Consider the following 13,480-nt stretch of genomic DNA (forward strand, 5'->3'; position numbering starts at 1 on the left):
GTTCCTCAAGCTGACGGCACAAAAAAAGCCGCCAGTTCGCTGGCGGCTTTTTTGGGGGGGATTCTTTCCAAACTTCAGATTGAGCGCTTCCCTTCCTCCGCCAGCGGCTTCAGAAAACCAAAAAAATAAAAATAAAAGGCGGGGGAAGCGAATTTCATGGGAAAAGACTCTAGCACAATTTTTTCGGGCCGTCACGCCAGCTTGCAACCCGGCGTGGCGGCCCTGCCGGCCGCCTGGCGCCCGGTCAGGCCGTCCCGCCGACGGTCAGGCCTTCCATGCGAACGGTGGGCATGCCCACGCCCACCGGCACGCTCTGGCCGTCCTTGCCGCAGGTGCCCACGCCCGAATCCAGCTTCAGGTCGTCGCCGATCATGCTGACGCGGGTCATGGCGTCGGGACCGTTGCCGATCAGCGTGGCGCCCTTGACCGGGTACGTGATCTTGCCGTCCTCGATCATGTAGGCCTCGGAGGCCGAGAACACGAACTTGCCGTTGGTGATGTCGACCTGGCCGCCGCCGAAATTGGCCGCATACAAGCCGCGCTTGACGGACGAGATGATTTCCTCGGGCGCCTTGTCGCCGGCCAGCATGTAGGTATTGGTCATGCGCGGCATCGGCAGGTGCGCGAACGATTCGCGGCGGCCATTGCCGGTGGCGGCGGTCTTCATCAGGCGCGCGTTCAGCGTGTCCTGCATGTAGCCGCGCAGGATGCCGTCTTCGATCAGCACGTTGCGCTGGGTGGCGTTGCCTTCGTCGTCGATATTGAGCGAGCCGCGGCGATCGGGAATGGTGCCATCGTCGACCACGGTCACGCCCTTGGACGCGACGCGTTCGCCGATGCGGCCCGAGAACACGCTGGAGCCCTTGCGGTTGAAATCGCCTTCCAGGCCATGGCCGACGGCTTCGTGCAGCAGGATGCCGGGCCAGCCCGAACCCAGCACCACCGTCATTTCGCCGGCGGGCGCCGGACGCGCCTCCAGGTTGACCATGGCTTCGTGCACGGCGCGCTCGACATAGCCTTGCAGCATTTCATCCGTGAAATACGCCAGCCCCAGGCGGCCGCCGCCGCCGGCATGGCCCATTTCGCGGCGTCCATTGCGCTCGGCGATGACGGTCAGCGACAGGCGCACCAGCGGGCGCACGTCGGCGGCCAGGCGACCATCGCTGCCGGCCACCAGCACCACGTCATACTCGGCGCCCAGGCCGGCCATGACCTGGATCACGTGCGGATCGCGGGCCCGCGCCATGCGTTCGACGCGTTCGAGCAGCGCGACTTTCTCGGGGGCGCTCAGGGTCGCCACCGGATCGATGTCGGCATACAGGCTGCGGCCCATTTCGGCTTCGACCTGCGCCGCCACCTTGACCTTGCCGGCGCCGCGGCGGGCAATGCCGCGCACCGCGTGGGCCGACGACAGCAAGGCGTCGGCCGAAAGCGAATCGGAATAGGCGAACGCGGTTTTCTCGCCGCTGACGGCGCGCACGCCGACCCCCTGGCTGATCGAGAAACTGCCGGTCTTGACGATGCCCTCTTCCAGGCTCCAGCCCTCGCTGCGGGTGTACTGGAAATACAGATCGGCGTAGTCGACCTTGTGCGTGAAGATTTCGCCCAGGGCGCGCGCCATGTCGGCCTCGGTCAACCCCCACGGGTCGAGCAGGAGCGATTTGGCGGTGGCCAGGGATGCAATAGCGGGATCGATGATTTTCATAGGACTCTGTTCGGGGGCGCCGGCGCGACGGACGCGGCAGCCATGACGCTCAAGGCTCTATCGTACCGCCGACACGGGGGCGGCGTCGCGGCCGCCGAATATTGTCTATCAAGTTAACCAATTGGGGACCGGTCCCAAACTGCGGCGGCGCCTCTTGCAAAATAACCTTTGCCCGGGCGCCGAGCCGATTGCTCGCCGGCCGGAGCGGCCGGCACGCTTGCCAGACCAATGTGTCGAACTTGTCATACAACTCGACAACAAAATGGAAATGGCACAAAAATGTCCCGCGCAAATGGGCGCGCATACCGTTCTCGATGGATGGGAATGAAAATCCGCATACCCCTGGAAACCCCGCGCCATGCGGGTTGGAGCCAGTCGTCCTACCACCTGTTGAAACTCGCGCATTAGCAACGGGAACATTCCGTCATACCAAAAAGCCGAGCTTACTAAGCCCTGAAAAGAGGTCAACTTCTGCGCATCCGCTCGCTTCATGAAACAAAACCGTGCATTTTCCAACACGGGATGTTGCATTCGTCCGCCCCATGAACCAAAGGGGCCTTTGTTTCATTTAGTCCCAAATTTGAGAATATCATTCCCAATACTTGTTCATAGCGCAAACCCGCTAGCCTAAAGACTTTCCGGCCGTTTTGATACAAAATAATTAGGCCAGGACAGCGGCAGAGGGGCGTCAACTTCTGTATTATGCGAAGCACAACAAATAAACATAACTCCGCCGGCGATTAAAGCAGTTCCATAATCAGGAATAAACATGGCCCGAGAAACCTACGCAGCTCTGCAAGCAAAGATCGAAAAGGAAATCAACAAGCTCCAAAAGAAGGCTGAAGTCCTCCAAACCAAGCGCCGCAAACCGGTCATCGCCTCGATCATCACGTCGATGCGCGAGTACGACATCACCCCCGAAGAAATCGCCGCCGCCTTTGGCGCCGGCAAACCCGTCCGCGCCACCACGCCCAGCGGCCGCCGCAAGACTGGCGCCGCTGTCCGCCCGGCCAACGCCGCCAAACGCGCCGTTGCCCCCAAATACCGTCATCCCCAAACCGGGGAGACCTGGAGTGGTCGTGGCAAGGCCCCCCGCTGGCTCGCCGCCGAAGAAGCATCCGGCGCCACGCGCGACAGTTTTCTTATCAAAGAATAAAACCTATTATTCAGTAAGAAAAAATAAAAGGCGCACCATTTTGGTGCGCCTTTTTATTTTACGACTGTCTTTTGTCGTGGCAAAAACTACTGGACCGGAAATTGGATTTCGCGCTCGGCGCCATTATTTCCCGGGAATCCGTCAAATATTGCACGCACCAGATACGGCATCATCCTCACGAAGTTGTCCCGTTCGCTGAGTATGAAGGCGCTGGAACGGTAGACCTCGGCCCCGCCGCGCTGGCTGTCGTGGATCTGCAGCGAGAGCGTGTTGCGCTGGACCACCATGGGCACGTCGACCCAGTCCGGCCCCCAATAGCCGTAATAGCCGCCCCACGGCCGCGGACCGTAGAAACCGCCATAGCCGTAGCCGCCGTTGAAATACGGGTCATACGGACGCCGCACCATGACCTGCGTCTGGCTCGTGCCATAACGGAACGAGACATCGAAGCGGGCCTTGGCGCCCGGCTGGGCTTCCACCAGACCGGTGGCGCCGATGCCGGCGCGCACCATGTCCTGGTATGACTGGTATTCGAGATTATTGGCTTGCGCCGGTTCGGCCGGCACGAATTGGTAAGTCTGGCCTTCGACGCCTGTCGGCCACTGCTGGAACGAGGTGACGCGCGCCGACACGGTGGGGGAGGCGCATCCGCTCAGCACCAGCGCCCCCAATACAGCCAGGATGGCGGCCCAGCGGCCGGTATTGAACGGGGAAGAACGGAACATTTGCAACTCCTCATTGCGCGACGGCGCCCATCATACTGAGCTTTGACCGCGCGGGCCCCGGAAAGTTTACGCCGGGGCCGGCACGCACGGTCCCTGCGTCCGCCGGGCCTGACACTACAATAGGACTCTCGTTCATACAGGACTGCAATCCCATGCGCACAGACACGCCCGTTACCGTATACCGCAAGGATTACCAGCCCTACCCCTACGACATCCCGCAGGTCTCCCTGGCCTTCGACCTGGCGCCCGACAGCACCGAGGTGCGCTGCGTCATGCAGGTCCGCCGCAAGGCCGACGCCAGCGCCGACGCCGCGCTGGTGCTGGACGGCGAAGAGCTGGAACTCGTCTCGGTAGGGGTGGATGGCCAGGCGCTGCCGGCCGACCGTTTCCACCTGTCCGAACACAGCCTGGCGCTGTATGGCCTGCCCGCCGAAGCCACCGTCGAGATCGTCAGCCGCTGCAAGCCCTCGGCCAACTCGACGTTGATGGGCCTTTATGTCTCGGGCGGCAATTTCTTCACGCAGTGCGAGGCCGAGGGCTTTCGCCGCATCACCTGGTTCGCCGACCGCCCCGACGTCATGTCGCGCTACCGCGTCACCCTGCGCGCCGCGCCGGTCTACCCGGTGCTGCTGTCCAACGGCAACCTGGTCGCCTCGCGCCAGCTGCCCGACGGCCGCAACGAGGTCGAATGGGAAGACCCGTTCCCCAAGCCCTGCTATCTGTTCGCCCTGGTGGGCGGCAACCTGACCCACCGCGAAACCACGGTCAAGACCGCCAGCGGCCGCGACGTGCTGTTGCAGGTCTATAGCGACCCGGGCGCCGAGACCAAGACCGAATGGGCGCTGGATTCCCTGGTGCGCGCGCTGCGCTGGGACGAAACCCGTTTCGGCCTGGAACTGGACCTGGACCGTTTCATGGTCGTGGCCGTCCATGATTTCAATATGGGCGCGATGGAGAACAAGGGCCTGAACATTTTCAATGCCGCCTACGTACTGGCCGACGCGGATACCGCCACGGACGCCAATTACGAGGGCATCGAATCGGTCATCGGCCACGAGTATTTCCACAACTGGACCGGCAACCGCGTCACCTGCCGCGACTGGTTCCAGCTGAGCCTGAAGGAAGGCCTGACGGTATTCCGCGACCAGGAGTTCAGCGCCGACATGATGGCGCAGGACATGGACGAGGCCGCCGCCGCCAGCGCCCGCGCGGTCAAGCGCATCGACGACGTGGTCACGCTGCGCGCGGCGCAGTTCCCCGAGGACGCGGGCCCGATGGCCCACCCGATCCGCCCCGACAGCTACCAGGAAATCGGCAATTTCTATACCGCCACGGTGTACGAGAAAGGCGCCGAGGTCATCCGCATGCAGCACACGCTGCTGGGCGAGACCGGTTTCCGCGCCGGCATGGACGAGTATTTCCGCCGCCATGACGGCCAGGCCGTGACCTGCGACGACTTCGTCGCCGCCATGGAATCGGTCTACACGCGTCAGCACCCGGGCCGCGATCTTTCGGTGTTCCGCAACTGGTACCGCCAGGCCGGCACGCCGCGCGTGACCGTCAAGCTGACGCACGACGCCACCGCGCGCCGCTGCACCGTGACGCTGTCGCAGGAATGCCAGCCGGTCGGCGTCGAGAAAAAGGCCCCCGCCGGTTTCGTCAAGGCGCCGTACCACATCCCCTTCGCCATCGGCCTGCTGGACCGCGATGGCCGCGCCCTGCCCCTGCGCCTGGACGGCGCGGAACACGACACGGCGCTGCTGGAACTGACCACGCAGACCCAGCAATGGCATTTCGACGGCATCGACGCGATGCCGGTGCCGTCGCTGCTGCGCGATTTTTCCGCGCCCGTGATTGTCGATTACGACTGGACCGACGAGGAACTGGCGCTGCTGTCGGCCCACGACACCAACCCCTTCGCACGCTGGGAAGCCGGCCAGGAACTGGCCACCCGCCAGATCCTGGCGCTGGCCGAGGCGCGCCAGGCCGGCCGCACGCTGCACGCCGACCCGGCCTTCATCGCCGCCTGGCGCGCGCTGCTGACCGACCCGGCGCTGGATGCCGCCTACCGCGCCCGCGCCCTGGCGCTGCCGTCGGAAAAGACCCTGGCCGAGCGCATGCAGGCCGTCGACCCGCCGGCGCTGGCCGTGGCGCGCGACTTCCTGCGCGCCGAGCTGGGCCGGCAACTGGCGGCGGAATTCCGCCAGGCCTTCGACGCCAACCAGACGCCGGGCGAGTACAGCCCCGCGCCGGTCCCGGCAGGCAAGCGCGCCCTGAAGAATCTGGCGCTCAGCCACCTGATGGCCGCCGGCGAGCACGAAGCGCAGCGCCTGGCCGAGCAGCAATACGAACACGCCGGCAACATGACCGACAGCATGGCGGCGCTGTCGGCCCTGATCAACTACGGCCAGGGCGAGTTCCCGCAACAGGCGCTGGCCGCGTTCTACGACAAGTGGCGCGACAACGCGCTGGTGGTGGACAAGTGGTTCGCGCTGCAGGCGGCGGCGCGCTACACCACGGTGCAGACCGCGCGCGACCTGATGACGCACCCGGCATTCACGCTGCGCACCCCGAACCGGGCGCGCGCGCTGATTTTCCAGTTCTGCCTGAACAACGCCCGCGGCATGCATCACCCGGATGGCTCGGGCTACGCCTTCTGGGCCGACCAGGTGCTGGCGCTGGACGCCCTCAACCCCGAGATCGCCGCGCGCCTGGCGCGCGCGCTGGACAACTGGTCGCGCTACGTGCCCGCCCTGCGCGGCCCCATGCAGGAAGCCCTGCAACGGGTGCGCGCCCACGAAGGGCTGTCGCGCAACGTGCAGGAAATCGTATCCAAGGCTTTAGAATTCGCAGCATAGGGAGAACCTCTTGAAACGTAAAACACTTACCCAATACCTGGTGGAGCAGCAACGCTCCGCGCAGGCCCTGGCCCCCGAAGTGCGGCTGCTCATCGAAGTCGTGGCGCGCGCCTGCAAGGCGATCAGCCACGCGGTCAGCAAGGGCGCGCTCGGCGGCGTCCTTGGCAGCCTCGAAAGCGAGAACGTGCAGGGCGAAGTGCAGAAGAAGCTGGACGTGCTGTCCAACGAAATCCTGCTCGAAGCCAACGAATGGGGCGGCCATCTGGCGGCCATGGCCTCGGAAGAGATGGAGACCATCCACCTGATTCCGAACCGCTACCCCAAGGGCGAATACCTGCTGCTGTTCGATCCCCTGGACGGCTCGTCGAACATCGACGTGAACGTGTCGATCGGCACCATCTTCTCGGTGCTGCATGCCCCCCACAACGTGTCGGGCGCGCCGGTCTGTGAAGCCGACTTCCTGCAGCCGGGCAACAAGCAGGTGGTGGCCGGCTATGCCGTCTACGGCCCGCAGACCATGCTGGTGCTGACCATCGGCAACGGCGTGGTGGGCTTCACGCTGGACCGCGAAATGGGTTCATGGGTGCTGACCCACGAGAACATCCGCGTGCCGGAAGACACCAAGGAATTCGCCATCAACATGTCGAACATGCGCCACTGGGCTCCCCCGGTCAAGCGCTACATCGACGATTGCCTGGCCGGCTCCACCGGCCCCCTGGGCAAGGACTACAACATGCGCTGGATCGCCTCGATGGTGGCGGACGTGCATCGCATCCTGACCCGCGGCGGCATCTTCATGTATCCCTGGGACGCGCGCGAGCCGGGCAAGGCCGGCAAGCTGCGCCTGATGTACGAAGCCAATCCGATGAGCTTCCTCATCGAGCAGGCCGGCGGCGCCTCGATCAACGGCACCGAGCGCATCCTGGACATCCAGCCCGACAAGCTGCACCAGCGCGTCAGCGTGATCCTGGGCTCGAAGAACGAAGTCGAGCGCGTGGGCCGCTACCACGCCGAGGACGCGGGCAAGTAAGCCGCGCCGCCAACGAAAAGCCCCGGCCGAGGCCGGGGCTTTTTTTCGTCAACAGCTTGGCGAAGGGTTACTTGACCTCTTCGATGGACTTCACATCGTCCTTGTTGATCTGGACCTTCTTGCCGTCCTTGTCGTACTCGTACATGCCGGACTTCTTGTCGTAGGTCGGCGCGTCGGGCGTCACGGTCGAGGTCCCGTCCCGTTGCTGAATGACCGAGGGCGACGAGCATCCGGCCAGCACCCCAACTCCGGTCACCACCAGGGCCAACGTCATGGTCTTCAGGTTCATGGGCGTGTTCTCCGAGTGTGAATGGTGGATTCACTGTATCGGATGCGCGCCGGGAAAAAGTGACGGCATGTGGCCAAAATGCGTGTGAAAGTAAAAAACCCCTCGCGGCTCACACCGCGAGGGGTTGCAACCCCATACAACCGCAAGCTGCCTTTACACCTTGGCGTGGGCCTCGATGTAGCGGCGCACGGCGGCGGCATCGCAGTCCATGACTTCGACGCGCTGCGGCAAGGATTCCAGGTTGGCCAGGTTGCCCGGCGGCGTGGCCGGACGGCCCAGCGCGGCCTCGATGGTTTCCGAGAACTTGGCCGGCAAGGCGGTTTCCAGCACCAGCATCGGCACGCCGGGCTCGACGTGCTCGCGCGCGACCTTGACGCCGTCGGCGGTGTGAGGATCGACCAGCACGCCGGTCTCGTCGTAGAGCGAACGGATCGTGGCCAGGCGATCTTCGTGCGAGCTGGCGCCCGAGACGAAGCCGTACTGCGCCTCGAATTGCGGCTTGAGCGCCGACAGGTCGAAGAAGCCGTCGCGCGCCATGTCCGCCCACAGCGCCTTGACGCGGTCGGCGTCGCGGCCGACCAGGTCGAAGATGAAGCGCTCGAAGTTCGAGGCGCGCGAGATGTCCATCGACGGGCTGGAGGTAGCGTAGGTCTGCTCGGCCGGACGCGGACGGTAGACGCCGGTGCGGAAGAACTCTTCCAGCACGTTGTTCTCGTTGGTGGCGAGCACCAGGCGGCGCACCGGCAGGCCCATGCCGCGGGCGATGTGGCCCGACAGGATGTTGCCGAAGTTGCCCGAGGGCACCGTGAACGAAACCTGCTGGCCCGGCTTGTCGGTGGCGCGCAGCCAGCCGTGGAAGTAGTACACCACCTGGGCGGCGATGCGCGCCCAGTTGATCGAGTTGACCGCGCCCAGGCGGTACTTGGCCTTGAAGGCCAGGTCGCCGGCCAGCGCCTTGACGATGTCCTGGGCTTCGTCGAACACGCCGCGCACGGCGATGTTGTGGATGTTCTCGTCCTGCAGCGAGTACATCTGGGCGCGCTGGAACGCGCTCATGCGGCCGTGCGGCGACAGCATGAACACGGCCACGCCGTGCTTGCCGCGCAGCGCGTATTCGGCCGCCGAACCGGTGTCGCCCGAGGTGGCGCCAACGATGTTGAGCGTGGTGCCGCGTTGGGTCAGCACGTACTCGAACACCTGGCCCAGGAACTGCATGGCCATGTCCTTGAAGGCCAGCGTCGGGCCCTCGGACAGGCCCAGCAGCGACAGGCCGTCGTTCAGCGGGCGCAGCGGGACGATGTCTTCGCTGTTGAAGATCTGCGGGGTGTAGGCGGCGTGGGTCAGGCGGCGCAGGTCCTCGGCCGGGATGTCGGTGGCAAAGCGCGACAGCACTTCGAACGCCAGGTCGGCGTACGGCAGGCCGCGCCACGATTCCAGCGTCTCGGCCGAGATCTGCGGCAGCTGCTCCGGCACGGCCAGGCCGCCGTCCGGCGCCAGCCCTTCGAGCAGGATGTCGGAGAACGGCTGGGGCGCCATGCCCCCGCGGGTTGAGATGTATTTCATATCAGGTGCTCCACGCGCAGGCGCGTGACCTTGGACCGTACGAACGGCAAGGCCTCGATGCGCTCGATGGCCTGGTTGACGTTGCCTTCCACCGCTTCGTGCGTCAGGAAGATGATGTCCGCGCCGCCGATGTGCGAGGGCTGCTGGATCATCGAGCCGATCGAGATCGAGCGGTCGGCCAAGAGGCGCGCGATGTCGGCCAGCACGCCCGGCTGGTCGTCCACGCGCAGGCGCAGGTAGTACGACGTGCTGACCTGCTCGATCGGCAGGATCGGCGTGTCGGCCATGGCGTCCGGCTGGAACGCCAGGTGCGGCACGCGGTTGCCCGGATCGGCGGTATGCAGGCGGGTCACGTCGACCAGGTCGGCCACCACCGCCGAGGCGGTCGGCTCTTCGCCAGCGCCCTGGCCGTAGTACAGCGTCGGGCCGACGGCGTCGCCCTTGACCAGCACCGCGTTCATGGCGCCTTCGACGTTGGCCAGCAGGCGCTCGGCCGGCACCAGCGCCGGGTGCACGCGCAGCTCGATGCCGTCGGCGCGGCGCTTGGTGATGCCCAGCAGCTTGATGCGGTAGCCCAGGCGCTCGGCGTGCTCGATGTCCTCGGCGGCCAGCTGCGAGATGCCTTCGATGTAGGCGCGGTCGAACTGCACCGGCACGCCGAAGGCCAGCGAGGCCAGCAGCGTCAGCTTGTGCGCGGCGTCGACGCCTTCCACGTCGAACGTGGGATCGGCTTCGGCGTAGCCCAGGCGCTGGGCTTCGGCCAGCACGTCGGCGAACGGCAGGCCGCGCGAGCGCATTTCCGACAGGATGAAATTGGTGGTGCCGTTGATGATGCCGGCGACCCACTGGATGCGGTTGGCGGTCAGGCCTTCGCGGATGGCCTTGATGATGGGGATGCCGCCGGCGACGGCGGCTTCGAAGGCCACCATCACGCCACGCTCGGAAGCCGCGGCGAAGATCTCGTTGCCATGCTTGGCCAGCAGCGCCTTGTTGGCGGTGACCACGTGCTTGCCGTTGGCGATGGCTTCCAGCACCAGCTCGCGCGCCAGGGTGTCGCCGCCGATCAGCTCGACCACGATGTCGATCTCGGGATCGCGCACCAGCGCGTGCACGTCGGTATCCACGGGCAGCGTGTCGCCGACGCGGGCGCGCGCCTTGGGCACGTCGCGCACGGCGGCGCGGGTCACTTCAATGCGGCGACCGGCGCGGCGCGCGATCTCTTCCGCATTGCGCGACAGCACCGTCCAGGTGCCGCCGCCGACCACGCCCAGGCCCAGCAGGCCCACTTTCATGGGATTCATCGCGGCGCCCTCGGCGGGCGGGCGTTGAGGGGAATTCATTTCAGTTCTCCATAATGCGGGCGCTACGCCACGCAAGCCACGCAAAAAACGGCTGCCCCCGGTATCGGGATGCCGCGGATCCGGCTCCGCCGGTCCGCAGGCATGCCCCCTCGAGGGGGAAGCGCCGCAGGCGCTTCGGGGGTGGACCTACAGCAAGCCGTCCTTGCGGAACATATCCTTGATGCCGCGCACCGCCTGGCGGGTGCGCTGCTCGTTTTCGATAAGAGCGAAGCGCACGTATTCGTCGCCATACTCGCCGAAGCCGATCCCGGGGGAAACGGCCACCTTCGCATCCGACAGGACGCGCTTGGCAAATTCCAAAGAGCCCATTGCCCGGTAGGGTTCGGGGATCTGCGCCCAGATGTACATGGACGCCTTGGGAATTTCCACATTCCAACCTGCTTCGTGCAGACCGCGCGCGAGCACGTCGCGGCGGCTTTGGTACTGCGCCACGATCTCGTTCACGCAGTCCTGCGGGCCGTCCAGGGCGGCGATCGAGGCCACCTGGATCGGCGTGAACGTGCCGTAGTCGTGATAGCTCTTGATGCGCGCCAGCGCGCCGACCAGCTCGCGGTTGCCGACCATGTAGCCGATGCGCCAGCCCGCCATGTTGTAGCTCTTGCTCATGGTGAAGAACTCGACCGCGACATCGCGCGCGCCGGGCACCTGCATGATCGAGGGGGCGACATAGCCGTCGAACGTGATGTCGGCGTAGGCCAGGTCGTGCACCACCAGGATGTCGTGTTCCTTGGCCAGGGCCACCACGCGCTCGAAGAACGACAGGTCGACGCACTGGGCGGTCGGGTTGCTGGGGAAGCCCAGCACCATCATCTTGGGCTTGGGAATCGACTCGCGCACGGCGCGCTCGAGTTCCTCGAAGAAGTCCACGCCCGGCGTCATGCGCACGGAACGGATATTGGCGCCGGCGATGACCGCGCCATAGATGTGGATCGGGTAGCTGGGGTTGGGCACCAGCACGGTGTCGCCGCGGTCCAGGGTGGCCAGCATCAGGTGCGCCAGGCCTTCCTTGGAGCCGATGGTGACGATGGCTTCGGAATCGGGGTCGAGCTCGACCGCGTAGCGGCGCTGGTACCAGTCACAGATGGCCTTGCGCAGGCGCGGGATGCCCTTGGACACCGAGTAGCCGTGGGTGGTCGGGCGGATGGTGGCCTCGACCATCTTGTCGACGATGTGCTTGGGGGTGGCGCCGTCCGGATTGCCCATCGACATGTCGATGATGTCCTCGCCGCGCCGACGGGCCGCCATCTTGAGCTCGCCGGTAATGTTGAAAACGTACGGGGGCAAACGCTCAATGCGAGAGAACTTCCTCATGATGGGAATCCTTAGGGGGCGAAGGGGCAAAAATCCAGGGCGCGAGGGCGCGAAGGGGAAACGGGCTCAAAAGCCGCGCCAGCACACGTTTGCGGCGCAGCAAAACCCTGTAATCTAGCGCAAGGACGCCTGGGCGGCAAATTGGGCGAAAAAGCCCCCAATTTCGCAGTGGAAACCATGCAACATATGGCCATCCTGATGCGCTATTATCGGAGCCATAAAGCCGGAGTATTTATTGAAGCTGCATACCGATCCTGCGACGGCCGCTCTGAATACCGTCACCGCCTACGGTGACGGTTATATCGAGGTCAACCAGGTACGTTTTTCCTCCTCGGTCGCGTTTGGCCCCGAAGGCGAAGTTACCCATTGGCCCGTTGAGTCGCCGGCCGACATCACCCCCACCCTCTTGCGTCAGGCGGCCGGATTGTCCGAGCCCGTCCGCGACCCGTTGGCGTTCCTGGACGAACCCGAAGCCACCCCCAGCCGCCCGGCCAATGCGCCGGAAGTGCTGCTGGTGGGCACGGGCGGCCGGCAACAGTTCCTGCGCCCCGAAGTGCTGCGTCCCTTGTTGGCGGCGGGTATCGGCGTGGAAATCATGGACACCCACGCCGCCTCGCGCACCTACAACATCCTGATGGCGGAGGGCCGGCGCGTCGTCGTGGCCCTCATCCCCCCCAACGGAGAATCCCAGACATGATGATGCCCATCATCGGCAAGCCCGCCCCGCTGTTCACCGCTGAAAGCACCATCGGGCCGATCAGCCTGGAGCAGTGCCAGGGCCGCGCCGTGATCCTGTACTTCTATCCCAAGGACAACACCCCTGGCTGCACCACCGAGAGCCAGGATTTCCGCGACCTGCACGCCGACTTCCTGTCGGCCAGCGCCGTGGTGGTCGGAATCTCGCGCGATTCGCTGAAGTCGCACGAGAACTTCAAGGCCAAGTACGAGCTTCCTTTCCCTCTCATCTCCGACGCCGACGAAACCGTGTGCAATCTGTACGGCGTCATCAAGCAGAAGAACATGTACGGCAAGCAGGTGCGCGGCATCGAGCGCAGCACCTTTCTGATCGACGCTTACGGCGTGCTGGTGCAGGAGTGGCGCGGGGTGAAGGTCCCGAACCACGCCAAGGAAGTCCTGCAGGCCGCCAAGAGCATCGGTTAAGCCGTGCACAGGAATACCCGTCAGGTGCCATAGCCGGCCCATACTGGAGAGTGACGCATATGCCGCTTCCGAAGTTGCCCACCCGCCCCGCAGCCATCCTGACCTTCCCCTCGGGCGATAACGCCCGGGCGCAGGCCCGCAGCACCAAGACCGCCGCTGCGCGGTCGAACACCCAGGCCGTCCTGGCCGACGACGACGAGGACGAGCTGCTGGTCCAGCCCGAACTCGACGGCATCGGCGCGCCGGCCCACAAGGCGCAGATCCCGGCCCGCCAGGTTCCGCCCCCGCCGCCGGCCGCGCCGGCGACGCGCGCGCCGGCCC

At 65.3% G+C, this 13,480-nt stretch carries 11 protein-coding genes and 1 pseudogene; 6 read left to right on the forward strand and 6 right to left on the reverse strand.

What is annotated here, in order from left to right; all coding sequences use genetic code 11:
- Nucleotides 1-244: 244 nt before the first annotated feature.
- Nucleotides 245-1,705, reverse strand: coding sequence for a metalloprotease TldD (gene tldD / locus H0523_RS19520; protein ID WP_054433315.1), 1,461 nt, complete (start codon nucleotides 1,703-1,705; stop codon nucleotides 245-247).
- A 769-nt stretch (nucleotides 1,706-2,474) separates the two neighbouring features.
- Between tldD and H0523_RS19525 the strand changes: the two genes are divergently transcribed.
- Entirely contained in the window at nucleotides 2,475-2,861 is a 387-nt protein-coding gene (locus H0523_RS19525; RefSeq protein ID WP_054433316.1) for an H-NS histone family protein, read from the forward strand.
- Nucleotides 2,862-2,947: 86 nt separating this feature from the next.
- Here H0523_RS19525 and H0523_RS19530 read toward each other — a convergent pair whose 3' ends face one another.
- The gene (locus tag H0523_RS19530; protein ID WP_054433317.1) at nucleotides 2,948-3,586 is read right to left on the reverse strand and encodes a DUF4136 domain-containing protein; all 639 of its coding nucleotides are present in this window, start codon (nucleotides 3,584-3,586) and stop codon (nucleotides 2,948-2,950) included.
- Between the two features lie 152 nt (nucleotides 3,587-3,738).
- On the opposite strand from H0523_RS19530, the gene pepN reads away from it, so the two are divergent.
- Together pepN and H0523_RS19540 are read left to right on the forward strand one after the other, a co-directional pair.
- Nucleotides 3,739-6,444: an aminopeptidase N gene (gene pepN / locus H0523_RS19535; protein ID WP_054433318.1), complete on the forward strand. Its 2,706-nt coding sequence runs from the start codon at nucleotides 3,739-3,741 to the stop codon at nucleotides 6,442-6,444.
- Nucleotides 6,445-6,454: 10 nt separating this feature from the next.
- Nucleotides 6,455-7,474, forward strand: a complete 1,020-nt coding sequence (locus H0523_RS19540) for a class 1 fructose-bisphosphatase (RefSeq protein ID WP_054433319.1) — start codon at nucleotides 6,455-6,457, stop codon at nucleotides 7,472-7,474.
- Between the two features lie 67 nt (nucleotides 7,475-7,541).
- Here the strand turns inward: H0523_RS19540 and H0523_RS19545 are convergent, their stop codons facing one another.
- From H0523_RS19545 to alaC, 4 genes are all read right to left on the reverse strand, one after another.
- Entirely contained in the window at nucleotides 7,542-7,763 is a 222-nt protein-coding gene (locus H0523_RS19545) for a YgdI/YgdR family lipoprotein (RefSeq protein ID WP_054433320.1), read from the reverse strand.
- A gap of 153 nt (nucleotides 7,764-7,916) precedes the next feature.
- Complete coding sequence (gene thrC, locus H0523_RS19550) at nucleotides 7,917-9,326, reverse strand: threonine synthase (protein ID WP_054433321.1); 1,410 nt, start codon at nucleotides 9,324-9,326, stop codon at nucleotides 7,917-7,919.
- The gene (locus tag H0523_RS19555) at nucleotides 9,323-10,627 is read right to left on the reverse strand and encodes a homoserine dehydrogenase (RefSeq protein WP_054433322.1); all 1,305 of its coding nucleotides are present in this window, start codon (nucleotides 10,625-10,627) and stop codon (nucleotides 9,323-9,325) included. The genes thrC and H0523_RS19555 overlap by 4 nt, the downstream gene beginning before the upstream one ends.
- Nucleotides 10,628-10,813: 186 nt before the next feature.
- Entirely contained in the window at nucleotides 10,814-11,998 is a 1,185-nt protein-coding gene (alaC, locus tag H0523_RS19560; protein ID WP_006393775.1) for an alanine transaminase, read from the reverse strand.
- A gap of 235 nt (nucleotides 11,999-12,233) precedes the next feature.
- Here alaC and H0523_RS19565 point away from each other — a divergent pair, with 235 nt between their 5' ends.
- The 3 genes and pseudogenes from H0523_RS19565 to H0523_RS19575 form a co-directional block, all read left to right on the forward strand.
- Nucleotides 12,234-12,695: an Mth938-like domain-containing protein gene (locus H0523_RS19565; protein ID WP_054433323.1), complete on the forward strand. Its 462-nt coding sequence runs from the start codon at nucleotides 12,234-12,236 to the stop codon at nucleotides 12,693-12,695.
- Nucleotides 12,695-13,159: a peroxiredoxin gene (locus H0523_RS19570; protein ID WP_025140314.1), complete on the forward strand. Its 465-nt coding sequence runs from the start codon at nucleotides 12,695-12,697 to the stop codon at nucleotides 13,157-13,159. Before H0523_RS19565 ends, H0523_RS19570 begins: the two co-directional genes overlap by 1 nt.
- Before the next feature lie 59 nt (nucleotides 13,160-13,218).
- Nucleotides 13,219-13,480 (forward strand): annotated as a pseudogene (locus tag H0523_RS19575) (PhoH family protein); the annotation flags it as partial.

The sequence above is a fragment of the Achromobacter insuavis genome (assembly GCF_902859645.1).
Taxonomy (GTDB): Bacteria; Pseudomonadota; Gammaproteobacteria; order Burkholderiales; family Burkholderiaceae_B; genus Achromobacter; species Achromobacter insuavis.